22 protein-coding genes and 2 pseudogenes are annotated in these 22998 nt (G+C 73.0%); 5 read left to right on the top strand and 19 right to left on the bottom strand.

Annotation, left to right across the window (positions count from 1 at the left end; genetic code table 11):
• Positions 1 to 169 precede the first annotated feature (169 nt).
• The 8 genes and pseudogenes from OHB04_RS10765 to OHB04_RS10730 all read right to left on the bottom strand — a co-directional run bounded on the left by OHB04_RS10765 (position 170) and on the right by OHB04_RS10730 (position 6468).
• Positions 170 to 748, bottom strand: a complete 579-nt coding sequence (locus OHB04_RS10765) for a hypothetical protein (protein WP_326687445.1) — start codon at positions 746 to 748, stop codon at positions 170 to 172.
• Complete coding sequence (locus OHB04_RS10760; protein WP_326687444.1) at positions 745 to 2136, bottom strand: phage holin family protein; 1392 nt, start codon at positions 2134 to 2136, stop codon at positions 745 to 747. The genes OHB04_RS10765 and OHB04_RS10760 overlap by 4 nt, the downstream gene beginning before the upstream one ends.
• Positions 2133 to 2939 (bottom strand): ABC transporter ATP-binding protein, encoded by an 807-nt coding sequence (locus OHB04_RS10755; protein ID WP_326687443.1) that lies wholly within the window; start codon positions 2937 to 2939, stop codon positions 2133 to 2135. The genes OHB04_RS10760 and OHB04_RS10755 overlap by 4 nt, the downstream gene beginning before the upstream one ends.
• A 105-nt stretch (positions 2940 to 3044) precedes the next feature.
• Entirely contained in the window at positions 3045 to 3860 is an 816-nt protein-coding gene (locus OHB04_RS10750) for a zf-HC2 domain-containing protein (RefSeq protein ID WP_326807355.1), read from the bottom strand.
• The gene (locus OHB04_RS10745; protein WP_405807566.1) at positions 3857 to 4360 is read right to left on the bottom strand and encodes an RNA polymerase sigma factor; all 504 of its coding nucleotides are present in this window, start codon (positions 4358 to 4360) and stop codon (positions 3857 to 3859) included. The genes OHB04_RS10750 and OHB04_RS10745 overlap by 4 nt, the downstream gene beginning before the upstream one ends.
• 236 nt (positions 4361 to 4596) lie before the next feature.
• Positions 4597 to 5738 (bottom strand): annotated as a pseudogene (locus OHB04_RS10740) (DUF475 domain-containing protein).
• A 9-nt stretch (positions 5739 to 5747) separates the two neighbouring features.
• Positions 5748 to 5945: pseudogene (locus tag OHB04_RS10735) on the bottom strand (TerD family protein); the annotation flags it as partial.
• A gap of 58 nt (positions 5946 to 6003) precedes the next feature.
• A complete protein-coding gene (locus OHB04_RS10730) occupies positions 6004 to 6468 on the bottom strand; it encodes an SRPBCC family protein (RefSeq protein ID WP_326687441.1) in 465 nt (154 codons plus the stop codon).
• A 46-nt stretch (positions 6469 to 6514) separates the two neighbouring features.
• Between OHB04_RS10730 and OHB04_RS10725 the strand changes: the two genes are divergently transcribed.
• Positions 6515 to 7123, top strand: coding sequence for a TetR/AcrR family transcriptional regulator (locus OHB04_RS10725; RefSeq protein ID WP_326807354.1), 609 nt, complete (start codon positions 6515 to 6517; stop codon positions 7121 to 7123).
• A gap of 160 nt (positions 7124 to 7283) precedes the next feature.
• Here OHB04_RS10725 and OHB04_RS10720 read toward each other — a convergent pair whose 3' ends face one another.
• The 9 genes from OHB04_RS10720 to OHB04_RS10680 all read right to left on the bottom strand — a co-directional run bounded on the left by OHB04_RS10720 (position 7284) and on the right by OHB04_RS10680 (position 15261).
• Entirely contained in the window at positions 7284 to 8198 is a 915-nt protein-coding gene (locus OHB04_RS10720) for an NADP-dependent oxidoreductase (RefSeq protein WP_326807353.1), read from the bottom strand.
• 13 nt (positions 8199 to 8211) lie between these two features.
• Positions 8212 to 9051, bottom strand: coding sequence for an NmrA/HSCARG family protein (locus OHB04_RS10715; RefSeq protein WP_326687438.1), 840 nt, complete (start codon positions 9049 to 9051; stop codon positions 8212 to 8214).
• 131 nt (positions 9052 to 9182) lie between these two features.
• Complete coding sequence (locus OHB04_RS10710; RefSeq protein WP_326807352.1) at positions 9183 to 9485, bottom strand: hypothetical protein; 303 nt, start codon at positions 9483 to 9485, stop codon at positions 9183 to 9185.
• 67 nt (positions 9486 to 9552) lie between these two features.
• Entirely contained in the window at positions 9553 to 10812 is a 1260-nt protein-coding gene (locus OHB04_RS10705) for an arginine deiminase (protein ID WP_326807351.1), read from the bottom strand.
• A gap of 99 nt (positions 10813 to 10911) precedes the next feature.
• Positions 10912 to 11856, bottom strand: coding sequence for a homocysteine S-methyltransferase (gene mmuM, locus OHB04_RS10700; RefSeq protein WP_326687435.1), 945 nt, complete (start codon positions 11854 to 11856; stop codon positions 10912 to 10914).
• A gap of 60 nt (positions 11857 to 11916) precedes the next feature.
• Complete coding sequence (locus OHB04_RS10695; RefSeq protein WP_326687434.1) at positions 11917 to 12840, bottom strand: LLM class F420-dependent oxidoreductase; 924 nt, start codon at positions 12838 to 12840, stop codon at positions 11917 to 11919.
• 133 nt (positions 12841 to 12973) lie between these two features.
• Complete coding sequence (locus OHB04_RS10690) at positions 12974 to 13432, bottom strand: DUF6099 family protein (protein WP_326807350.1); 459 nt, start codon at positions 13430 to 13432, stop codon at positions 12974 to 12976.
• A 105-nt stretch (positions 13433 to 13537) separates the two neighbouring features.
• On the bottom strand, positions 13538 to 13927 hold the full coding sequence (locus tag OHB04_RS10685) for a nucleotide pyrophosphohydrolase (RefSeq protein ID WP_326687432.1): 390 nt from the start codon (positions 13925 to 13927) through the stop codon (positions 13538 to 13540).
• Positions 13924 to 15261 (bottom strand): ATP-binding protein, encoded by a 1338-nt coding sequence (locus tag OHB04_RS10680; RefSeq protein ID WP_326687431.1) that lies wholly within the window; start codon positions 15259 to 15261, stop codon positions 13924 to 13926. The genes OHB04_RS10685 and OHB04_RS10680 overlap by 4 nt, the downstream gene beginning before the upstream one ends.
• A gap of 207 nt (positions 15262 to 15468) precedes the next feature.
• Here OHB04_RS10680 and OHB04_RS10675 point away from each other — a divergent pair, with 207 nt between their 5' ends.
• The 4 genes from OHB04_RS10675 to OHB04_RS10660 all read left to right on the top strand — a co-directional run bounded on the left by OHB04_RS10675 (position 15469) and on the right by OHB04_RS10660 (position 20148).
• Positions 15469 to 16296 (top strand): enoyl-CoA hydratase family protein, encoded by an 828-nt coding sequence (locus tag OHB04_RS10675; RefSeq protein WP_326687430.1) that lies wholly within the window; start codon positions 15469 to 15471, stop codon positions 16294 to 16296.
• A gap of 60 nt (positions 16297 to 16356) precedes the next feature.
• Positions 16357 to 18678, top strand: a complete 2322-nt coding sequence (locus tag OHB04_RS10670; RefSeq protein WP_326807349.1) for a bifunctional salicylyl-CoA 5-hydroxylase/oxidoreductase — start codon at positions 16357 to 16359, stop codon at positions 18676 to 18678.
• Between the two features lie 301 nt (positions 18679 to 18979).
• A complete protein-coding gene (locus OHB04_RS10665; RefSeq protein ID WP_326687428.1) occupies positions 18980 to 19720 on the top strand; it encodes a hypothetical protein in 741 nt (246 codons plus the stop codon).
• A gap of 65 nt (positions 19721 to 19785) precedes the next feature.
• Positions 19786 to 20148 carry a DUF3099 domain-containing protein gene (locus tag OHB04_RS10660; protein WP_326687427.1) on the top strand — a complete coding sequence of 121 codons (363 nt, stop codon included), beginning with the start codon at positions 19786 to 19788 and terminating at the stop codon, positions 20146 to 20148.
• A 116-nt stretch (positions 20149 to 20264) separates the two neighbouring features.
• Here the strand turns inward: OHB04_RS10660 and OHB04_RS10655 are convergent, their stop codons facing one another.
• Both OHB04_RS10655 and OHB04_RS10650 read right to left on the bottom strand, forming a co-directional pair.
• Positions 20265 to 21107 carry a PaaX family transcriptional regulator gene (locus tag OHB04_RS10655; RefSeq protein WP_326687426.1) on the bottom strand — a complete coding sequence of 281 codons (843 nt, stop codon included), beginning with the start codon at positions 21105 to 21107 and terminating at the stop codon, positions 20265 to 20267.
• A 5-nt stretch (positions 21108 to 21112) separates the two neighbouring features.
• The gene (locus tag OHB04_RS10650) at positions 21113 to 22825 is read right to left on the bottom strand and encodes an AMP-binding protein (RefSeq protein ID WP_326687425.1); all 1713 of its coding nucleotides are present in this window, start codon (positions 22823 to 22825) and stop codon (positions 21113 to 21115) included.
• Positions 22826 to 22998 lie beyond the last annotated feature (173 nt).

Here is a 22998-nt window from a genome sequence, read left to right as displayed (position 1 = left end):
GCTGCGTGGACGGTTCCTGCTCCTGTCCTGGCCTGGAATTGTATACGGAGCCGCGAATCACTATGCAAGGAGTGGCCGGGCGGCGCCGCCGTCGGCCGGGCAGTGCCGTGATGGCCCCCGGTCCCGGTACGGCAGCGTAGCGCCGCCCCGAACACCTCCCGCGGACCGGTCAGCGGCGCCGTACGCCCAGCGCGTACGCCGCGGTCCCCGCGCAGGCCAGGACGAGGGACGTGCACGTCGCGGCCGTGGTCGACGGCGGCTGGAGCATCCACGCCAGCACCTGTGCCGGCGTCCCGTCACCCGGTGGCACCGACAGGGCCACCGCCGTCCAGGCCAGCGGCAGCGCCCACGCGAAGCGCCCCTCGCCGAGCGCCGCGCCGACCGCGGCGAGCCCGGCCAGGCCCGTCGCGTCCCGGAACGCCGCCCCGACGGCGACGGGCCCTTGGGACCCGGCGCGCGCGGCAGCGAGAACAGCGGTTCCCAGCGCGGCGATCAGCAGCACGTGCGCGGCCCGCCGGGGAGCCCAGCGCAGCGTGGCCGTACGGTCCAGTTCCGGGTCCTGGCCGGTCAGACCCCTCGCGGTCCCGGCCACCACGACGCCGGGCAGCAGCACGCCGAAGCGGGGGTCCAGCGGTCCGCCGTCGGCCGCCGCGAGAGCGCACGCGCCCACGGCCGCCGCCGCCAGCAGGGCCGCGAGGACGGAGACCGGCACCTGACGGGAGCGGGCGTACAGGGCCAGCCACCTCATCGCTCACCCCCGCCGCGCAGCGTGTTCAGCAGGTCGCCCTCGCAGCTCCGGGAAGCGCTGCGGAAAGCCGTGATCCGCTCGCGCTGCTCGGTCTCGGGCAGCGCCCGCAGCTCCCGGAGGGTGTCTCGCGCCGCGGGCAGCGCCTTGGCGTCGATCCTCAAGCTGCCGGGCAGCGGCTTCACCTCGCCGAGGAACCAGGCGGCCGTGGCCGTACGCGCCGCCACGTCCCGGGTCCAGGCTCCCTCCCCGCCGTCCGGGTCGTCGGGGCAGGGGGGCGTACCGGCCCCCGCGAGCAGTGACCGCGTCAGCTCCTTGCCCTTGACGCCGTCGAACGACCGGTCGTCGTAGCCCAGTTGCAGCCTGTCCGGCTTGCGCTCCGCGGCTGTGACGGGCGGCCATGTCTTCGTGTACTCGCGTACCTTGTCCGGCCGTCCGGGCAGATCGGGCAGCTTCGCCGCGAGCAGCCGCAGGGCCTCCCGCGACGGCCCCGCGAGGGTGTCGAGCTGCTTTTCCTGCACCCGGCTCACGCACACCTGCCCCTGGCAGACCGGCTCGACGGCGCTCGCGTCCTCGACGTAGGTGCGCGACGCGTCCGACGGCAGCAGCGGAAGCGCGACGGCGGCGGCCAACGCGGCGGGCGCCAGGGCCAGCAGCCGGGCCCGCCGGGCCGTGGCAGCGGCCAGCCACAGCCCGGTGACGGCCAGCCCCGTCAGCCACACGGCCTGGCCCGCACTGGCCCGGCCCGCGACGGTCTCGAAGACACTCCGCAGCTGAGGCAGCGACGGGAAGAGCAGCGCCACCCGGTGCGGCAGGACGCCGGAACCGTTGGAGGCGGGTTCGGCGGACGTCGCCGCGAGAACGCAGCCCACCAGTGTCGCCACCACCAGCGCGGGCGGCGTCAGCGGGGAGGGGAGAGCGCGGCCCACACCGATGCCCAGCACGGCGCCGGCGGGCAGGGCGAGTGCGCCGACCGCCAGGATCGGCACCCAGCCGGCGTGCGTCCAGCCGCCGCCCGCGACGACCTGTACGGCGCCGACGGCGAACAGCGCCAGATACGCCAGGACGAGGCCCAGCGCCGTGGCACCGGCGGAGACCCCCGCCCGGTGCCGGGCGGGGCGGGGCGTGGTGGCCAGCAGTTCGAGGGTGCCCGAGCGGCGGTCCCGCAGCCCGTGCAGCGCCCCGGCGCCCACCGCCAGCGGCCACAGGAAGGACATCAGATGGCGCTCCCACCAGGCGTCGGAGGTCCACTGCCGCGTCCACGCGACGCTGCCATGGACCCAGGGCCCGGTCAGCAGCAGCAGGAAGGCCAGGCCCACCAGCAGCGTCAGCAGGGCCGCCCACGGGGCCGCCGAGCGGCGCAGTTCGATACGGAGGACGCGCCCGTTCACCAGGTCCCCCGCTCCGCCGGGACGCCCGAGAGCAGCGCGGTGTAGCCGCGCTCGATGGGGCTGTCCCCGGCTGCCCCTCCCTGGCCCGCGGCGGCGAGCTTGTCCGGGGTGCCCTGGAAGACCAGCTTCCCGCTGTTCATCAAGATCACGTCCGTGCAGGCGGCGGCGACGTCCTCGACGAGGTGCGTGGAGACGACCACGCAGCTCTCCGTGCCCATCTCCTGGAGCAGTTCACGGAAGCGCAGGCGCTGCGCCGGGTCGAGGCCGACGGTCGGTTCGTCGAGCAGGACGAGGCGCGGGTCGTTGACGATCGCCTGCGCGATCCCGGCCCGCCGCACCATGCCGCCGGACAGCGTCTTGAGACGGTCGTCGGCCCGGTCCGCGAGCCCCACCCGCTCGACGGCGCGCTGCACCGCGCCCGGTACCTCCGCGCGCGGCACCTCCTTGAGCCACGCCATGTACTCGACGAACTCCCGCACGGTGAAGCGCCGGTAGTACCCGAAGTCCTGCGGCAGGTAGCCGACCCTGCGGCGCACCTCGCGCTGCGGACCGTAAGCGCCCGAGGGGGTCCCGAGCAGTTCGAGCGTCCCGCCGGAGGGGGCCAGCACGGTGGCCAGCGCCCTGATGAGGGTCGTCTTCCCGGCGCCGTTGGGCCCAAGCAACCCGTGCACACCGGTGCCCAGGGACAGGTCCATTCCGTCGACGGCTGTCGTCCGCCCGGCCCGGACCCGCAGGTCCCGGGCTTCGACCTCGAAGGCGTAGGTCGTCGGGGCGAGGTCGGCCGCGCTTGTCGCGGTGATCACTTGGACTCTCCTCGGATCGGTTCAGCGGCGTGCGCACACCAGGTCAGGGGTGTGTGCCGCCGGATCAGCGGTGTGTGGTGCCAGGTTCAGCGGTGGGGCACCAGGTCAGCGGTGCGCGCCGACGCGGGTGAAGGCGCTTTTGCGCACGACCACGACGACGGCTCCCAGGGCGCTCACGGCGCCCCAGACGGCCGGCCAGTCGGGGCCCAGCGCGAAGGACAGGCGGCCCAGGGCGAGGGTCGGCGCGACGATGACGCCCGCCCAGGCCGTGACCAGCCCGACGGCGGCACGGGTGACCCCGATGAATCCGCCCAGTGCCAGCGACGCGGTCGTGAAGGCCAGACAGGGCAGCAGCCACTGGGCGAGGGCCGTCCCGGTCAGCCACCCGGCGAGCAGCAGCGGAGGGATGACCGCACACAACACGGCCGCCGTGCGCCGCAGCACCAGCGGCAGCCCCGCGCGCGGGGTGGCCGCGGTCAGCTCCCACGCCGGATCGAGCCCGCGCGTCCACGCCGCGGCGACGCCGAAGACCGGCAGCACGGGCGCGAACAGGAGCACGAGCGGCACCTCGGACGGGCCGGAGAGCACGTCCAGGAGCGTGGCGGCGAGCACGACGAGGACCGTCGTGCACAGCCACGGCACCATCACGGGCGTCGCCCAGCCGCGCAGCCGCTCCCGCCGGCGGGAGCTCGGGGGCGTCGGCGCCGGGCCGTCCAGCAGCGGTCCGAGGCCGGTGCGGACGCCCTCCAGCAGCGCGCGCACCTCGGGTGCTTCCGTGTCGACCGCCGTCGCCAGCTTCTCCCGGCACGGTGCGCACCTCTCCAGGTGGGCCTCCAGCGCCCACAGTTCGTCGGCGGCGACGCCGGTGTCCCCCCGCGCGTAGCGGGCCAGCAGCCGGTCGGGCGCGTGTTCCCCGCTCATGACAGGGCCTCCCTCATCGCGAGGCGCGCCCGGCGGGCGCGTGTCTTGACGGTCCCTTCGGGCAGCCCGAAGAGAACCGCCGTCTCCCGGACGGTCAGCCCGTCCAGCACCATGGCTTGCAGGACGTCACGCAGCTCCGGCGCGAGCCGCCCCAGCGCGTCGCCGACGTCGCCGCCCACCGTCGCCGCCATGGCCTCGTCCTCGGCCGCGGGGACGGTGGCCCCGGGGAGAGCGGCCACGGGCGGCTGCGCGTGCCGGGCGCGGCTGCGGAAGGCGTCGACGAGGCGGCGCGCCGCGATCGTCCACATCCAGCCCACGGCCGAGCCGCCGACCGAGGCGCCCGCGAACGCGCCCGCGGCGCGCCACACCGCCAGGTAGGTGTCCTGCATGACCTCGGCGACGATCTGCTCGTCGGCACAGCGCCGCCGCAGCCGTACGGCCAGCCATGGCGACGTGCGCCGGTACAGCTCCTCGAACGCGGCGCGGTCGCCCTTCGCCACTCGGCGGACGAGTCGCTCCTCGTCGGGCGCCGCCGCTCCGTTTCCTCGTCTCACACCCCACAGACGGGCGAGGGGCGGCTCCGGTTTTCCCTGACGGGTGATGTGCGTCACGTGGGAGGCGGCCCCTTCCGAGGATCCGTCCCGGTGTCGTGACCGGGCACAGCTTGCCGGAGGGGCGCTAGGGAGTGTCTTCAAGCCCCGTCTGCCCTGCGGCCCGCGCCGGCGATCCGGCTGGCTCAGACGCCGGAGGAGACCTCGGCCTTCTCGTTGGACCCCGTGCCCTTTCCCTCGGCCGCCGCCAGCCTGCGGTTGCGCCGGACCGAGGAGGAGAAGGACCAGGCGATCAGGGCGACGCCGACGAGACCCGTGATGACCTCGTGGATCTCGTGCTGGATGGTGACGAGCAGGATCACGGCGAGGGCGCCGATCGCGTAGTGCGCGCCGTGCTCCAGGCAGACGTAGTCTCGAGGGTGCCCTGGCGGACCAGGTAGACCGTCAGCGAGCGGACGTACATCGCGCCGATGGCGAGGCCGAGCGCCATCAGGACGATGTCGTTGGTGATCGCGAAGGCGCCGATGACGCCGTCGAAGGAGAAGGACGCGTCCAGGACCTCCAGGTAGAGGAACATGAAGAACGCGGCCTTGCCGGCCATCACGACCGCCGGAACCTTCTTGCCGCTCCTCTTGGCCTCTTCCTCGGCCTCGTGCTCGCGTTCCTCCTCTTCCTCGAGCTTGTTCTCGAAGTAGCCGGAGAGACCGCCGACGACCAGGTAGGTGATCAAGCCCGCGATGCCGGCGGTCAGGACGGTCTCCGACTTGTCCACATGGATGCCGCCGTGCTGGTGGGCGTTGGTGGCGAAGGCCATCGCGGAGACGAGCAGCACGATGAGCGCGATGCAGACGGAGAGCATGTCGACCTTGCCCAGCTTGGCGAGCGGACGCTCCAGCCGGCCGAGCCACTTGATCTCCCGGTCCTCGAAGACGAAGTCGAGGAAGATCATCAACAGGAACATGCCGCCGAAGGCGGCGATCGACGGGTGGGCGTCGGTCACCAGCTGCTGGTACTTGTCCTTGTCGTCGAGCGCGAGCCGTACCGCTTCGATCGGACCGATCTTGGCGCTGATGGCGACGATCACGACCGGGAAGACCAGGCGCATGCCGAAGACCGCGATCAGGATGCCGACGGTGAGGAAGATCTTCTGCCAGAAGGCATTCATCTTCTTCAGGATCCCGGCGTTGACCACGGCGTTGTCGAAGGAAACCGATATCTCGAGGATGGACAGGATCGCCACGATCCCGAAGCCGGTCCACCCGCCGTAGAACACCGCGGCGACCAGGCCGAGCGCGGTGACCGCGAACGACCAGCCGAACGTTTTCAGAAGTACTGGCTACCCAATCGCTTTGTGCGGGTCTCCCCCGCGCTGTACCTGGCTTGACGAAACACTGACTTCGAGGTCTGGAACGATGCCTCGCAGTCCTGACGGGCCGACGGCGCGGAACTTGCACTCGCCGCCGTGCCGGTGGACATTGCCGAAGATCACCACCGTCCCCGTGGACGCGTCCTTGCTGAGGTCATAGCGGGCGAGCAGCAACGCCGGGGACCTCGGGGCCTGGGCCGGGCAGTAGACCCCGCATGGATCGACGTCAGGATCCGGCAGTGGACACGTGGCGAGTCAACTCGGTGGCCAGGCGGCGCATGACCGTGTGGTTGGCGCGCTGCATCGTGGCCCGGACGACGGGCGCCAGTAGGCGGTCGGCGAGAGGGGCGAGCACCCAGGCGTACGTGAAGGAGACGCGGCTCCCACCGGTCGGCAGGGGTTCGATGGTGTAAGTGCCGTGGGCCAGGCGTCGGCCGGCCGCGCTGACGTTCCGTTCGACGATGCGCCGCGGCGCGTCGGCCTCGACGACCTCGATGGTGACGTCGGTCTTCGTGCCACCCAGCGCGGCGGTGACCGTGGCGCACGATCCTGTGCCGCGGCCGGGGCCGCTGTAGCGCCAGTCGGTCAGATAGTGGTTCGTGAACCGCTCGTGGTGAGCCATGACATCGAGGAAGTCATAGACCTGCTCGGGCGTGTGCGGAACGTCGATCGAAACGGTGACAGGTTTCATGTACCACACGGTACATAGATCATGTACCGATTGGTACACTCGCGGCGTGGTGGATACGGACGACATGCATCCCGAGGGCGAGGCCGCGCACGGCGCGGACGGGGACCGGCGCGCTCAACTGGTGGACGCGGCCGTCGACCACGTCGCGGCATACGGCATCGCGGACCTGAGCCTGCGCCGCCTTGGCGCCGCGATCGATGTCAGTCATCGCATGCTGATCCACTACTTCGGCTCCAAGGAACAGCTGCTCGTCGAGATCGTTCGGGCGTCGGAGCGGCGCCAGCGCGATCTGCTGTCCCGGCTCCGCCTGACACCCGGTCTCTCGCCCGCCGATGTCGCGCGGCTCCTCTGGCAGCAGCTGACGGACCCTCGGCTGGCCGGCCAGGAGCGGCTCTTCTTCGAGATATACGGGCGCGCGCTGCGGGGCCGCCCCGAGGCTGTCCCGATTTTGGAAGGGCTCGTGTCGGACTGGCTGGAACCGCTCGTGGCCGCCGAGGTCGCCGCGGGGGCAGACCCTGTCGTGGCCCGGAACCGCGCGAGACTGGGGCTCGCCACCGTCCGCGGTCTGCTGCTCGACCTGCTCGCCACCGGTGACCGCGTCGGCGTCGACGCGGCGATGGACGAGTTCCTCCGGCTGTACTACGCCTCGGAGTGACGCCCTCGCTGGTCAGGCTGCGACGGCAATCCGGCTGGAAGCCCACTCGATGCCCGGTCCTCCCGCGGTCCCCGATCCGCGGTCCGGCGGAAACGGCACGCAGGTGTGGGGGGGAGAGCGGACCTCAGCTCTCCCCCCCACACCTCCGCGGGCCGGCCGGTCAGCCGACCGTGATCACCACCTTGCCCCGGCCGTGGCCACTGCCGACATCGCGGTGCGCTTCGGCGGCCCGTTCCAGCGGATAGGCAGCGCGGATGTGGAGGGTCAGCGCTCCCTCCTCGTACAGCTTCACCAGCTCCGTGAGCCGGGCAGCTGAGCGCGTGGCGCTCCAGTCCCGCAGTCCCAGCTCCTGGGCCGCCGCGAAGGACACCATGGTGACGACCCGGCCCTTGTCCTTGGTCACCTCCACCGAGGCGCGCAGCGCTTCCTCGCCCGCCGCGTCGAGGGCGGCGTCCACCCCTTCGGGGACCAGGGCGCGGATCCGCTGGGCGAGTCCCTCGCCATACGTGACGGGAACGGCGCCGAGCGCGCGCAGATAGTCGTGGTTGGCCTCACTGGCGGTGCCGATCACCTTCTCTGCGCCCCACGCCCGAGCCAGCTGGACCGCGAAGGTCCCGAGTGCTCCTGCCGCGGCGTTGATCAGCACCGTGTCCCCGGGGCAGACCCTCATCTCGCGCAGCGCCATGTGTGCACCCTGGCCGTTGCCGGGGAAACCGCCCGCGACCTCCCACGGCATGCTCGGCGGCCTGGACACGATCTGGTCGGCGGGAACGACAACGTACTCCGCGTAGCAGCCGAACAGGCCGAAGCCCAGCACCTCGTCCCCCGCGGAGAACTCCGTGACGCCCTCACCGACGCTGTCGACCACTCCGGCGAACTCGTTGCCGGGGATCAGCGGGAACGTCACGGACCGGGCGAACGGCGTCGCACCCGCGCGCACCTTGCAGTCGACGGGCTGCACGCCCGCGACCCGGACCTGGACCCGGACCTGGCCGGTGCCCACGAGCGGTTCCGCCACCTCGTTCAGCCGGAGCGTCTCCGGAGGCCCGAAGGAGGACGTCGCTGCTGCTCGCACTGGTTGGTTCCTCTCAGGCCTGGCCCGCGGGGGACAGCCGCCGGGTCAGGTACTCCTCGAAGGTCAGCAGGCCGGGGTGCACCTTCCGCAGGGCCAGGATGTCCGCCTGGTAGCCGTCCTCCGCGAACCATTCGAACATGCGGTCCTCGATGGGCTGCGGCTCGAAGCGGGTCGGGACCCCGGTGACCCGCTCGTAGATCTTCGCGATCTCCGGGAAGGTGATCTCGTCACCGGCCAGTTCGATCTGCCTGCCGAGATAGGTGTCCGGCTCGTCGAAGACGGTCGCGGCGAAGAATCCGATGTCGTCACTGGCGATCAGCTGAATCGGCTTCTCCGGCTTCGCGGGGAGCGCCAGCAGCCGCTCGCCCTCGGCCTCGGCGTAGTGCAGCAGGTTGTTCATGAAGAACACCGGGCGTAGGACGGTGGCCGGCAGTCCGAGGCCGAGGATGTGCCGCTCGATCTCGGCCTTGGTTTCGAAGTGGTCGATCCCGGTGTTCCGTTCGGCGCCGCCCACGGAGCTGTACACCAGGTGGGCCACCCCGGCCGCCCGGGCGGCGTCCGCCACGGCCTTGCCCTGCCGCACCTCCGCGGTGAGCGCCTCCGGGTCCCACCCGAGCGGCTGCACGCTGAACACGCCGTGCACGCCCTCCATGGCCCGGCGCAGCGACTCCTCGTCGTCCATGTCGCCCTTGACGAGTACCACGCCCAGGTCCTCGAACTGACGGGCCTCGGCCTTGCCGGGGTCGCGTACCAGCGCGTGAACCGTGTGGCCGCGGGAGACCAACTCGCGTGCGGTGGCACCGCCCTGATTCCCGGTCGCGCCGATGACCAGAATGATGTTGCTGTCAGTCAACTCGAACTCCTTGTGAGGGGTGTTCTCCCCCGGTGACGGACCGCACCGGGACGTCAGGCGAGCAGGTACTGCGCGGCAAGCCTGAAACTTCAAGTGCGGTTGAGGTCAAGACGGATTCCGAGTGACGCGGGTCACTGCGCCGCGGTGAGCGCCGCCAGGCCGGGCCCGACCTGCGCGAGCGTCAGCACCATGATGGCCAGGAGCGGCACCTGCCAGCCGCCGTTGTGTTGACAGAGGGCGCCGACGACGAGGGGCCCGGGGATCGACAGCGGGTAGCCGAAGCTCTGCGACCAGATCGCCAACCGCAAGAAGCGCGGTTCCCGCGGTGGCCGGCCGCCGAAGTTCGGCACGGCCGACGACAAAGAGCGCCACGCGGTGTAGTGCGGAATCAATCGCCTCAAGCGCCACCGCGCCGTCGCCACGAGATACGACAAACCCGCCGTCCGCTACGAGGCGACCGTGCTGGTCGCAGCAGTCAGCGAGGGGCTGTGACCAGCACTTTCAAAACGCACCCTCGGCCACGCCCGCTGCCGCGTCCCGCTCGACCGGGCAGCTCATGCAGCGCGGGCCGCCGCGCCCGCGCCCCAGCTCGCTGCCCGGGATCTCCAGCACCTCGATGCCCTGCTTGCGCAGATGGGTGTTGGTCGTCACGTTCCGCTCGTACGCCAGCACCACCCCCGGCTCGACCGCCAGGACGTTGCAGCCGTCGTCCCACTGCTCGCGCTCGGCCGCGTGCACGTCCTGGGTCGGGGTCAGCACCCTGATCCGGTCCAGGCCCAGCGCGGCGGCGATGGCGCGGTGCATGTGGTCGGGCGCGTGGTCGGTGACCTTCAGCTCGGTCGCGGCCGAGCCCGGCTCGATGGTGTACGAGCGCAGCATGCCGAGGCCCTCGTACTGCGTGAACGTCTCCTGGTCGACCATCGTCATGACCGTGTCCAGGTGCATGAAGGCCCGGCGCTTGGGCATGTCCAGCGCCACGATCGTGCGGGCCGAGCCCTGTGCGAACAGCCCGCGCGCCAGCATCTCCACGGCCTGCGGAGTCGTCCGCTCGCTCATCCCGATCAGCACGGCGCCGTTCCCGATGACGAGTACGTCGCCGCCCTCGATGGTGGACGGATAGGCCGACTGCCCCTCCGACCAGGTGTGAAAGCCCGTGCCCGGCTCGGGGCCCGCGAACAGCGGGTGGTGGCGGTAGATCGCCTCGAAGTGCACGGTCTCGCGCTGCCGCGCCGGCCAGCGCATCGCGTTGATCGAGACCCCGTCGTAGACCCACGCGGAGGTGTCGCGGGTGAAGATGTGGTTCGGCAGCGGAGCCAGCAGGAAGTCGTCCAGATCCATCACATGGAAGCGCACCGAGGCCGGCTCGGCGCAGCGCTCCAGGAACTCCCGCTTGGTCATCCCCCCGATCAGCGCCTCGGTCAGCTCGACGGTGGGCAACTGGTCGAAGGAGGCCCGCAGATGGTCCGTAGCGAGGGGGCCGTACTCCTTCTCGTCGAAGACCCGGTCGAGGACGAGTGAGCGGGCCGTGGGGATGTCCAGTGCCCCGGCCAGCAGGTCGGCGAACAGGTGCACCTCGACGCCGAGTTCGCGCAGTGTGTCGGCGAACGCGTCGTGCTCGTGCCGCGCCCGCCGCACCCACAGCACGTCGTCGAAGAGGAGGTCGTCCTTGTTGGTGGGGGTGAGTCTCTTCAGTTCGAGCCCCGGCCGGTGCACGATGACGCGCCGCAGCCGCCCGGTCTCGGAGTCGACGTGGAATCCCATGCGCACATCCTGACGGAGCGGCCCGGGCCCCGCGTGCGGAACGCGGTCCCGGATGCGCCCGGGTGGAGAATCACCTACGGCTGGGCCCTTCCCAGCGTCTCACCCGGCGCGGCCCAGCGTCTCACCCAGCGCGGCGATGGCGCCCGGCCCCACCCGGCAGCAGCCGCCCACCAGCCGCGCCCCACGGGCGGTCCATTCGCGCGCGAGGGAGGGGGCGAAGGTGCGCGCGCCCGTCCATGCGGCGCGGCGGGCGTCCCAGCCCTCGCCGCTGTTGGGGTAGGCGACGAGCGGCGTACCCGGGCACGCCCGTGCGGCGGTCTCCAGCGCGGGGCCGACCTCGTCGGCGGCGCAGCAGTTGACGCCGACGGCCAGCACCTGGGGGTTCCCCGCGGCGACGGCGAAGGCCTCCGCCAGCGGCTGGCCCGCGCGGGTGCGGCCTCCGGCGACGGTGAAGCTCAGCCACACCGGCAGCCCGCACCCGGCCACGGCACCCAGCAGCGCCTCGGCCTCGGCCACGTCCGGCACCGTCTCCAGCGCCAGGACATCGGGCTCCGCCTCGGCCAGCGCCTCGACCCGGGGCCGGTGGAAGGCGGTCAACTCGCGCACGCTCAGCCCGTACCGGCCCCGGTACTCGCTCCCGTCGGCCAGCACCGCGCCGTACGGGCCGACGGAACCGGCGACCCACACCGGCCCGGCCCCCGCGACGCGGACTTCGGCGCGGGCTTCGGCGCGGCCCGCCGAGCGGGCGAGGCGGACGCTGCGGCGGAAGAGCTCCCTGGCGTCGTCGGCCCCCAGACCCCGCCGCGCGAACCCCTCGAAGGACGCCTGGTAGCTGCTGGTGATCAGCACCCGCGCCCCTGCCCGCACATACGCGGCGTGTGCGGCCTCGATCTGCGCGGGGTCCTCGGCCAGCAGCCTGGCCGACCACAGCTCGTCGGCCAGGTCGTTGCCCTGGTCCTCCAGCTGATTGGACAGGCCCCCGTCCAGCAGGACGACGCCGTCGGCCAGCGCCCCGGCGAGCGGGGTGGCGGGAGCGTTACGCATGTCCGCGAACGTACGCAGGGCCGCTCACGTACGTACGGCCGCTCACGTACACATGGCCGCTCATGAGAGCTGGGATTGCACCTGGTCGGCGATCAGGGTGAGATGGTCCAGGTCGCTCAGGTCCAGGATCTGGAGGTAGAGCCGCGAGGAGCCCAGTTCGCCGTACTGGCCGGCCTTGTCGATGACCTCGGCGGGCGTACCCGCCAGGCCGTTTTCCTTCAGCTCGGCCACGTCGCGTCCGATGGCCGCCGCACGGCGGGCCACCTCGGCGTCGTCCTTGCCGACGCAGGCCACCAGCGCGTTCGAGTACACCAGGTCCGAGGCCGCGCGGCCCTGCTCCTCGGCTGCGGCGCGGACCCGGTCGAACTGCCGCTCGCTGTCGGCCAGGGAGCCGAAGGGGACGTTGAACTCGTCGGCGTACCGCGCGGCCAGGCGCGGGGTGCGCTTGGCGCCGAAGCCGCCGACGAGGACCGGGATGCGCTCCTGGTACGGCTTGGGCAGCGCGGGGGAGTCCTTGAGCTGGTAGTAGGAGCCCTCGTAGCTGAACTTCTCGCCCACCGGCGTCTCCCACAGCCCGGTGATGATGGCGAGCTGCTCCTCCAGGCGCCCGAACTTCTCCTTGGGGAAGGGGATGCCGTAGGCGGTGTGCTCGTCCTCGTACCAGCCCGAGCCCAGGCCGAAGTCGACCCGGCCCCCGGACATGGCGTCGACCTGGGCGACCTGGATCGCCAGCGCTCCCGGCAGCCGGAAGGTGCCGGCCGTCATGAGGGTGCCCAGCCGGATCCGGCTGGTCTCCCTGGCCAGTCCCGCAAGGGTGATCCAGGCATCGGTGGGGCCCGGCAGGCCGTCCGCGTCGCCCATGGCCAGATAGTGGTCGGAGCGGTAAAAGGCGTCGAAGCCGAGGTCCTCGGTGGCCTTGGCGACCTTGAGGAGTGTGTCGTAGTCGGCCCCCTGCTGGGGCTCCGTGAAGATTCGCAGTCGCATGCCCTCCATCTTGCCTGGTGGAGGGCCGCGACCTGGAACCAGGCGGGGTCGCCCGCACGGACGGCGCCGGGACCACCTTCCGCCCGCGGCGCCCTACGTCACATCGCGGAGCCCTACGCGACGTCGCGGCGCCCTACGCCACGCTTCCGCGCTCGCGCAGGGAGAGCGTGCGCAAGATGGCCGCGACGCGCTCGCCGGTCTCGTCGACCGCGTCGATGGTCTCCATGCACTGCCAGTACAGCGTCTCGTCCTCCGCCGTGACCGCGATGCCCACCAGGGCCACGCCGACCTCGCCGAGCAGCGCGCCCAGGTCGTCCAGGGCGCGCCGCGGATCCTCGATCTTCGACAGCTGTGCGGCCCGGATTCCGCGGGGGCACAGCGCCGGATGGTGCCGGGGTCCGCAGGCCCGGCTTCCCGCTTCGCTCAGTCCTAGTGCTTCGGCCCGTGCCGCGGCCGGGCCGCTGACCGCGAGATGGCTGCCGACCGCCCCGGCGAGCGCCTGCGCCTGCCAGGCCGCCGCCATGATGTCGGGCACGGCCACGCTGAGCGCGAGAGCGCGCCGCGTCGCAGCGATGAGCCGTACAGCATCCATCTGCCTTCCCCCTCACTGGTCGCTACCCAGCGTGACTGTCAATGGCCAGCTCCGCCAGGGGGTTTCGGATTTCTGTGGACAAAAAGGAGTGTGAAAAGAACTTCTTCACTCCATAGAGTGACCGGTTCCGGGGGTCGGGAAACGCTTTTCGTTCCTCTCGATCTTTGCTTCCAGTGCGGCGAGTGCATCGACCCCCAGTACTTCGCAGAACTGGAGGAGGTAGGCGAGTACATCCGCGACCTCGTCCTCGACCCTCGCGGCCGACTCCGTATCGGCCATCACCCGGGCCGATTGCTCCGGGGTCAGCCACTGGAAAATCTCGACCAGTTCGCCCGCCTCGACGCTCAGCGCCGCCGCCAGATTCTTGGGCGTGTGGTATTGCCCCCAGTCGCGCGCCGCCGCGAACTCGGCCAGCCTGCGCTGGAGTCCGGCGACGGTACGAGGCCGCGGGGACGGAGGGGAGGGGTGCCCATTGCTGTGGGAAGAATCGCTCACGCCCCCAGGTCTACCAGGGACACGCCCTCCGCCCGCGCCCGCTCCCGTGCCGCCTCCCGGGCCAGCGGGCCCGAGTCCGGGCCCGTCGCCAGCAGCCGCACATGCCCGCGCGCGCCCATCCGGGCCGCCAGCGACAGCAGTTGGCGCGTCTGGGCGCCGTCCAGATCGCGGTCCAGGCCGTCGGCGAGCACCGTCAGCGCCTGCCGCGCCGCCGGTACCTCGCTGACCGGGTCCACCGACAGCACCCCGGGCCCCGTCAGCAGCACCAGCGCCAGCGCCGCGTACCGCAGCTCCGCGTCGCCGAGCCACTCCAGCGGCGTCACCGCCCGGTCCGCGCCCCGCTCGACGAGCGCGCGCACCAGCCCGCGCCCACCCGGCTCGGCCCGCAGCTCGGCCACCGGGCCCGCACAGCCCGCGCGCAGGACGCCCAGCAGCGCGGCATGGCGCGAGGAGCACTCGGCGCGGGTACGGCCCACCACGGCGGCGAGGTTCTCGCAGCAGCCGCGCAGCAGCCCGTCCCCCTCCGCGACCGGCCCGCGCATCCGCGCGGGCACCGGGTCACAGGCGAAGACCCCGCGCAGGGCCACGACGACCTGTTCGGCCGCCGCCAGCACCGTGCGCTGCGCCGCCGTCGCGCCCGCGACGTGAAGCGGCAGCAGCGGAACGGCCAGCCGGTCGTCGGGAAAGGGCGTACGCAGGACCCGCGTGGCGTTCCCGGTGTGCCAGGTGACCTCCACCGCGCGCCGGGCCGGATCGCGCAGCGCCGTGGACAGCAGGGTCTCGCCACCCGCGCCCGTCAGCCGCTCGCCCACCACGCGCAGTTCGGGTTCGGCCTGGACCGCGACGTCGAAGCGCACGGGGCCCGCCGGGCCCACCACCGTGCAGCCCAGCCGGAAGCCGCGCCGCCCTCCCCGGTCGGGGAGCGCCGCCTGCGGGACGTAGGGCGAGGAGCCACCGGGCGCGGCAGGCGTGGGCGCGAGGGATGCGGGCGTGGACGCGGCGGACGGGCGGGCGGCGGGCACCACGGATGTGGCGGATGCGGCGAGCGGGGCGGGTGCGGCGGGGAAGACGTCGCTCAGCGCCGCGCCCCTGCCGAGCCCGGCGAGCGCCTCGTAGGCCTCCAGGACGGTCGACTTGCCGCTGCCGCTCGGCCCCGTCAGCACCGTGACCCGGCTGAGCGGGACCGTACGCGCCCGCAGCCCCCGGTAGGCGGACAGCCGCAGCTCGCTGAGGGCCGGGGCGCCGCCGGGCGCGGTTGCGGGGGCCGTGACAGGGGTGATCGGCCGGTCCGAAGAAGACGGAGGGGACGGGGGCGGAGGGGGAGGCGCGTGCATGTCCGGACCGTATGCGCGGCTCCAGGCGGCGAACCGTTACGGCGCCCCCGGGCTCGCCCGATCGGGCGAAGTGGCGCACACGGCAAGGTACTTCACCCGGCGGCCTGTCTATCGCGTACTCGTGACGGCAGTCACGAAGCAGTGATACGTTCGACGCGTGGCGGCCCGTGCGCGCGGCCGAGGCACCTCACCGACGGAGGCCCCGAGATGAGCCCGTTCTCCGGATCCGCCCGGCGCACCAGCGAGTGGCGGCACCTGAAGGTGACCGAGGACGACGGCGTCACCACCGTCACGCTCGCGCGCCCCGCCAAGCTGAACGCGCTCACCTTCGAGGCGTACGCCGATCTGCGTGACCTGCTCGCCGAACTGTCCCACCGCGACCGCCCGCGCGCGCTCGTGCTCGGCGGCGAGGGCCGCGCCTTCTGCTCGGGCGGCGACGTGGACGAGATCATCGGCGCCACCCTGGAGATGGACACGGCCCAGCTGCTGGACTTCAACCGGATGACCGGGCAGGTCGTACGCGCTCTCAGGGAGGCGCCGTTCCCCGTCGTCGCCGCCGTGCACGGGGCGGCGGCCGGCGCGGGGGCCGTGCTCGCGCTGGCCTCGGACTTCCGGGTGGCCGACCCCACGGCGCGCTTCTCGTTCCTGTTCACCAAGGTCGGCCTCTCCGGCGGCGACATGGGCGCCGCCTACCTGCTGCCCCGCGTCATCGGCCTCGGCCACGCCACCCGCGTCCTGATGCTCGGCGAGCCCGTCCGCGCCCCGGAGGCCGAACGCATCGGGCTGATCAGCCAGCTCGTCGACGAGGGCGGGACGGCGAAGGCCGCGCAAGCCCTGGCCAGGCGGCTGGCGGACGGCCCCGCGCTCGCCCACGCCCAGACCAAGGCGCTGCTCACCGCGGAGCTGGACCTGCCGCTGTCCGGCGCGGTCGAACTGGACGCCGCCACCCAGGCGATGCTGATGCACGGCGAGGACTACGCCGAATTCCACGCCGCCTTCACCGCGAAGCGGCCTCCCGTCTGGCAGGGAAGGTGAGGCGGCCGTGAGTGGGGCAGCGTCCGTGAGCGCGGCGGCACCCGTGGCGTGGTGGCGTCCGTGAGCGCGGCGGCGCCCGCGCGGGCCCTGCGGGTCGCCGTCGTCGGGGGTGGGCCCGGGGGGCTGTACGCGGCCGTCCTCCTCAAGCGGCTGGATCCGAAGCGCGAGGTCACCGTCTACGAACGCAACGCGCCCGACGACACGTTCGGCTTCGGCGTCGTCCTGTCCGACGAGACCCTCGGCGGCATCGAGAACGCCGACCCGGACGTCTACGCCACGCTGCGCGGCCACATGGTCCGCTGGGACGACATCGACGTCGTCCACCGCGGCCACACCCTGACCTCCTCGGGCCACGGCTTCGCCGCGCTCTCCCGCCGCACCCTGCTGGCCGCCTTGCACGCGCGCTGCCGCGAGCTGGGTGTCACCCTGCGCTTCCGCACCCCGGCGCCCCCCGCCGCCGAACTGGCCTGCGGGCACGACCTGGTGGTGGCCGCCGACGGTGTGCACAGCGCCACCCGCGCGGCCCACGCCGACGTCTTCCGGCCCACGCCGGTCACCCACCGCTGCCGCTACATCTGGCTGGCCGCCGACTTCGCGCTCGACGCCTTCCGCTTCGAGATCGCCGAGACCGGACACGGCATCTTCCAGCTGCACGCCTACCCTTACGCCCGACACTCGCCCGGCACCGCGGGGGAGGAGCGGGGTGCCTCCACCGTCATCGTCGAGGCGCGCGAAGAGGTGTGGCGGGCCGCCGGGTTCGACCGGCTGGACGAGCGCGCCTCGGCCGAGCGCTGCGCCAAGCTCTTCCCCGAGACCCTCGCCGGTCGCCCCCTGCGCGGCAACAACTCCCAGTGGACGGCCTTCCGCACCGTCGTCAACGACCGCTGGTCGCACGGCAACATCGCCTTGCTCGGGGACGCCGCGCACACCGCGCACTTCTCCATCGGCTCCGGCACCAAGCTCGCCGTCGAGGACGCCCTCGCGCTCGCCGCCTGCGTACGCGAACAGCCCACGCTTCCCGAGGCGCTGGCCGCCTACGAGGCCGAGCGCAAGCCCGTCGTGCAGTCCACGCAGCGCGCCGCGCGGGCGAGCCTGACCTGGTTCGAGGAGCTGGAGGGGTACACCGCGCAGCCTCCCCACCGGTTCGCCTTCAACCTGCTCACCCGCAGCCGCCGCGTCACCCACGACAACCTGCGCCTGCGCGACCCCGGCTTCGTCGCGGCCACCGAGCGGGAGGCCGGGATCCCGCCCGGCACGCCGCCGATGTTCACCCCCTTCCGGCTGCGCGGACTGACGCTGCGAAACCGCGTCGTCGTCTCCCCGATGGACATGTACAAGTCGCGGGACGGGGTCCCGGGGGACTTCCACCTCGTCCACCTGGGCGCCCGCGCGCTCGGCGGCGCCGGGCTGACCATGACCGAGATGGTGTGCGTCTCGCCCACCGGCCGGATCACCCCTGGCTGCGCCGGGCTGTGGACGGACGAGCAGGAGGAGGCCTGGCGCCGCGTGACCACGTTCGCGCACGCCCAGTCGCCGACCGCCGCGATCGGTCTCCAGCTCGGCCACTCCGGGCGCAAGGGCTCGACGAGGCTCATGTGGGAGGGCATCGACGACCCGCTGCCGGAGGGCAACTGGCCCCTGGTGGCCCCCTCGCCGCTGCCCTACCGCCCAGGGGTCAGCCAGACCCCGCAGGAGCTGACGGCCGATCAGATGGCTGGCGTACGGGACGAGTTCACCGAGTCGGCACGCCGGGCGGCCCGCGCAGGGTTCGACCTGCTGGAGTTGCACTGCGCACACGGCTACCTGCTGTCCGGCTTCCTCTCCCCGCTCACCAACCGGCGCACCGACGCCTACGGCGGCTCCCTGACCGCGCGGCTGCGCTACCCGCTGGAGGTCTTCGACGCGGTGCGCGAGGTGTGGCCCGCCGAGCGCCCCATGACCGTCCGGATCTCGGCCACCGACTGGGCTCCCGGCGGCACCACGGGCGAGGAAGCGCTGCGCGTCGCGGCGGCCTTCGCCGAGCACGGCGCCGACGCCATCGACGTGTCCACCGGACAGGTCGTCGCCGAGGAGCGCCCCGACTTCGGCCGCTCCTACCAGACCCCGTACGCCGACCGGATACGCAACGTCCTGGGCGTCCCCGTCATCGCCGTCGGCGCCCTCTCCTCCTGGGACGACGTCAACTCGCTGGTCCTGGCGGGCCGCGCCGACCTGTGCGCGCTGGCCAGACCGCACCTCTACGACCCGCACTGGACCCTGCACGCCGCCGCCGAACAGGGCTACAGCGGGCCCGGCGCCCCCTGGCCCGAGCCGTATCAGGCGGGCAGCCGCAGACCGCCCACCGGCCGCACGGACGCCCCCAAGCCACGGCTCGCTCTGTAAAGCTTCGGTAGTGTCGTGCGGCCCCGCGCCGGTCCCGGCACCGCGCGAGCGGGAGCCGGCGCGCCCGGCTGGGCGGCTGTTGTGAGGCTGTGAGCAGGCCCGGAGCCGTCGGCGCGCACCACGGATGCCGCCGCCACCCGGCGCGGGCGCCGCGTCATACCGGCCGGGATGTAGCGATCCACCAGGTACGGGGCCTCCCGGCGGGTCTAGGCTGGGCCGACTCCGTCAGCCATTCACGGGGCACGCCGGCGGACGTCACCTGTGAGCAGATCACCTGCTGAGATCCCGGAAGGGGACGAACGTGCCCGCTCGGAACCAGGCCGAACTGGTGCTGGTGCACAGCCCGCTGACCGGAGACGTCATCTGGAGGCCCGTCGCGGACGCACTGCGCGCACGGGGGCGTACCGTCAGCGTTCCCTCACTGACCAAAGCCCTCAAAGGCGACGGGCCCTACTACCCGAAGCTGCTGACCGCCGCTGCCGAGCAGGCGGCACCGTGCCCCGACGAGCGCCCCGTCGTCCTCGTCGGCCACAGCGGCGCCGGGACGCTGCTGCCCGCGCTGGGCGAGCGCCTCGCGGCCGGGGGCCGGCCCGTCGCCGGGACGGTGTACGCGGACGCCCAGTGGCCGCACCCCGGCCAGAGCTGGCTCCAAGCGGTGCCCGAGGACCTGCGCGCCCAGGTGCGCGCGCTCGCCCACGACGGAGTGCTGCCGCCCTGGGACGAGTGGTTCCCCGAGGAGACGCTGGTCGGGGCGCTGCCCGACCCGGATGTGCGGGCGTGGTTCCGCGCGGGCATCCCGCGCCTGCCCCTCGACTACTTCGAGGAGCGCGCTCCCGACGCGGCTGTCGACTCCGACCACTCCCGTGCGGCGTATCTGCGCTTCAGCCCGGCGTACGAGGAGACGGCGATCCGGGCCGAGGCCATCGGCCACCGAGTGCTGCGCCGCACCTCCCACCACCTGGGTCTGGTCACCGACCCGGAGGGCACGGCCGACGCCATCGAGAAGCTGGCCGCCGGCTTCGCCTCCCGCCCGGCCGACTGAGGCCCCGCCGTCCTGCTGGGCCCCGTCCGACTGCCGGGCGGCCGGGGCCGCCGTACGGTGGAGTTATGTACGCACGGCGGCGGCGGCGCTATTTCGCGCTGATGGCGGTCTGCCTGGTGCTGTTCGTCAGCGCCTGGGGCTTCGTGCGCTTGTGGTCGGTGCCGGCGGCTGTCGCGATGTGCGTGGTCGCCATGGTGATCCCGCCGGTCGCCGCGATCATCGCCAACCGGCGCGAGCCCGACGACCGCTGGTGGGACGAGCCGCCCGCCGGCTCCGGCCCCGGTTCAGGCTCCGAGGGGCCCGGCTCCGGGCCTCCCTCCCGGCCCACGTCCACACCCCCGTCCGCCATCCCGGGCCAGCAGCGCGGCGGACGCGGGGACGGCGGCCGGGGCCGCCGGGGCGGGCGACGGCCCGGCGGAGGCCGCTGAGGCAGCGGGCGCCACCGAGGCGTCAGGTGCCGCTGAGGCGTCAGGCGCTGGTGAGGTGCTGAGCCGCCGAGCTCCGCGCACACCGCCTGCCTCGACGGCGCCGTACGCGCCGCACCTCAGCGCGCGGCGGCGGTCTCTTCCACGTAGGCGCGCCCCGCGTCCCGCAGCTTCTCGTGCAGCGCGAAGAAGACCTTCGCCGCACGCTCGCCGGGCCACCGCGCCGGGAGCAGCGAGGGTGGCAGGCCGGGGTCGGCGTAGGGCAGCCGGCGCCAGGCGTCCAGCGCGGGCAGATAGTCGCGGTACGCCGCCTCCGGCGGGGTGCGGCGTCGCCGCGACCAGGCGCGCAGCACCGGCTCGTGCGCCTGGAGGAACGCGCGGTGCCGCTCGGCGATCGCCTCCAGGTCCCACCAGCGGGCCACCGCCCCGGCCGTCGGCTCGAAGCCCACATGCCCGCCCCGGAACAGGTCGACATACGGCGTCAGTTCGAGCCGGTCGAGCGTATGGCGGGTCTCCTCCTCCAGATGCGATGGCGCGATCCAGATGCCGGGCGCCGCGTTGCCGAAGCCCAGCCGGGCCAGCCGCGAGCGCAGCACGTGCCGTCGCTGGCGTTCGCTTTCGGGGACGGAGAAGACGGCCAGCAGCCAGGTGCCGTCCGGCTCGGGCCGCGCGTAGATGCGATCGTCGCCGTCTTCGAGCAGTTGGGTGGCCGCCGGGGACGGGCGGTATCCGGCGGCCTTGCTCCCGGGGTTGTCGGCGGTCAGCAGCCCGCGCCGTTTGAGCCGGGAGACGGCCGAGCGCACGGAGGGCGGGTCGACACCCACGGCGCCGAGCAGGCGGATCAGTGTCGCGACGGGTACGGTTCCCGCGCTGTTGAGGCCGCGCCCGTAGGCGCCGTAGAAGGTGAGGATGAGCGAGCCGGGAGAAGCCCTGGTCAAGGAGGGGGACGCGTTCTGTGCCACGCCCGTCACTCTAGATCGGGTTCGGGAGGGCCAAGTCCGGGCTCCCGCAGCCGGAACCGCTGGAGTTTGCCCGTAGGGGTGCGCGGAAGCGACTGCGCAAAGACGATCTCCCGGGGACACTTGTACGGCGCCAGCTCCGAAAGCGTGAACCGGCGCAGGGTTTCGGCCATGTCACTCCCCCGGGGTGCCTCCGGCGCCAGGACCACATGGGCGACCACGATCTGGCCCCGTTTCTCGTCCGGGCGCCCCACCACCGCGGCCTCGCGCACCTCGGGGTGGCGCAGCAGCGCCTCCTCGACCTCGGGGCCCGCGATGTTGTAGCCCGCCGAGATGATCATGTCGTCGGCGCGGGCGAGATAGCGGAAGTAGCCCTCGTCGTCGCGCACATAGGTGTCGCCGGTGAGGTTCCAGCCGTCGTGCACGTACGCGCGCTGGCGCTCGTCGGCGAGGTAGCGGCAGCCCACCGGGCCGCGCACCGCGAGCAGCCCCGGCGTGCCGTCCGGCAGCGGTGTGCTGCCGTCCGCCGCCACTATCCGCGCCTCGAACCCGGGTACGGGAACGCCCGTGCGGCCCGGCCGTATCGCCTCGTCGGAGGCGGAGATGAAGATGTGCAGCATCTCCGTCGCGCCGATCCCGTCGATGATCCGCAGCCCGGTGCGCTCGTACCAGGACTCCCAGGTGGCGGCGGGCAGATGCTCGCCGGCCGAGACGCAGCGGCGCAGCGAGGACAGGTCGTAGGGGCCGCGCCCGCCGGGCTTCTCCAGCTGCGCCAGCATCGCGCGGTAGGCCGTGGGCGCGGTGAACAGCACGGATATGCGGTGCTCCCCCACCACCTCCAGCAGCTGTCCGGCCCCGCTCCACTGGTCCAGCAGCGCGGAGGCTCCGGCCCGCAGGGGGAAGAGCACCAGGCCGCCGAGCCCGAAGGTGAAGCCCAGCGGCGGGGTTCCGGTGAACACGTCCTCCGGGCGCGGGCGCAGCACCCGTGCGGAGAAGGTGTCGGCCACGGCCAGCACGTCCCGGTGGAAGTGCGCACAGCCCTTCGGGCGTCCCGTGGTGCCGGAGGTGAAGGCGATCAGCGCCACGTCGTCGGCCGCCGTGGCCACCGCCTCGAACGTGTCGGGCTTTCCGGCCGCGAGCCGCAGCACGTCGGCCTCACCGCCGCCGCCGAACAGCCCGGTGCGCAGCCCCGGTACCGCAGCGCGTTCCAGTTCCCCGGCCACGCGCGCGTCGCACAGCGCGTGGCTGACCCGCGCGATACGGCAGATGGTGCTCAGCTCGTGCGCGCGCTGGGCCGCCAGGACGGTGACCGCGACGGCCCCGGCCTTCATCACCGCCAGCCAGCAGGCGGCCAGCTCCGGGGTGGTGGGGCCGCGCAGCAGGACGCGGTTGCCGGGGACGACGCCCAGCTCGCCGGTGAGCACGTGCGCCAGCCGGTCGACGGTGGCGCGCAGTTCGCCGTACGACCAGGTGCGCCTGGGGGAGGGGCTGCCGGGCGCGTTCCCCGGCTCCGGGCCGGGCGGGGGCATGCCGCCGGTGTGGAAGGCGGGACGGTCCGCGCCCAGCCTTCCGACGGTACGATCCAGCAGCTCGGTACCGCAGTTGAGGCGCGCGGGGTATTGGAGCGCCGGATCGTCCAGCAGGAGCCTTGGCCACTGTTCGGGCGGGGGCAGGTGGTCGCGGGCGAAGGTGTCGAGGTGCGCTGACGGAGTCGGTTCCATGGCCGGTCTGCCCCCTCGCGGCCGTGCGGAGTGGCTTTCGGAAGGGCTTCGGAAGCTGCCGACGAGCTGCCGGAAGATGGTGTTTCCCGGCGCGGCGGTGTGCCGTTGAGCGTAACGTGATGGTGACGACAGTCAATACTCCGCGATAGAGAGGCGTTCCGCGACCGGTGGTC

Origin of the sequence: Streptomyces sp. NBC_01775, assembly GCF_035917675.1 — a bacterium.
GTDB lineage: Bacteria > Actinomycetota > Actinomycetes > Streptomycetales > Streptomycetaceae > Streptomyces.
The sequence above is the reverse complement of the archived record's forward strand: the minus strand, read 5'-3'. Positions and strand labels throughout refer to the sequence as shown.

Excerpts from the sequence above, each read along its gene's own strand:
- OHB04_RS10765 (WP_326687445.1), bottom strand. The coding sequence starts at position 748 with ATGAGGTGGCTGGCCCTGTACGCCCGCTCCCGTCAGGTGCCGGTCTCC.
- OHB04_RS10750 (WP_326807355.1), bottom strand. The coding sequence starts at position 3,860 with ATGAGCGGGGAACACGCGCCCGACCGGCTGCTGGCCCGCTACGCGCGG.
- OHB04_RS10730 (WP_326687441.1), bottom strand. The coding sequence starts at position 6,468 with ATGAAACCTGTCACCGTTTCGATCGACGTTCCGCACACGCCCGAGCAG.
- OHB04_RS10705 (WP_326807351.1), bottom strand. The coding sequence starts at position 10,812 with ATGGGATTCCACGTCGACTCCGAGACCGGGCGGCTGCGGCGCGTCATC.
- mmuM (WP_326687435.1), bottom strand. The coding sequence starts at position 11,856 with ATGCGTAACGCTCCCGCCACCCCGCTCGCCGGGGCGCTGGCCGACGGC.
- OHB04_RS10695 (WP_326687434.1), bottom strand. The coding sequence starts at position 12,840 with ATGCGACTGCGAATCTTCACGGAGCCCCAGCAGGGGGCCGACTACGAC.
- OHB04_RS10690 (WP_326807350.1), bottom strand. The coding sequence starts at position 13,432 with ATGGATGCTGTACGGCTCATCGCTGCGACGCGGCGCGCTCTCGCGCTC.
- OHB04_RS10680 (WP_326687431.1), bottom strand. The coding sequence starts at position 15,261 with ATGCACGCGCCTCCCCCTCCGCCCCCGTCCCCTCCGTCTTCTTCGGAC.
- OHB04_RS10675 (WP_326687430.1), top strand. The coding sequence starts at position 15,469 with ATGAGCCCGTTCTCCGGATCCGCCCGGCGCACCAGCGAGTGGCGGCAC.
- OHB04_RS10660 (WP_326687427.1), top strand. The coding sequence starts at position 19,786 with ATGTACGCACGGCGGCGGCGGCGCTATTTCGCGCTGATGGCGGTCTGC.
- OHB04_RS10650 (WP_326687425.1), bottom strand. The coding sequence starts at position 22,825 with ATGGAACCGACTCCGTCAGCGCACCTCGACACCTTCGCCCGCGACCAC.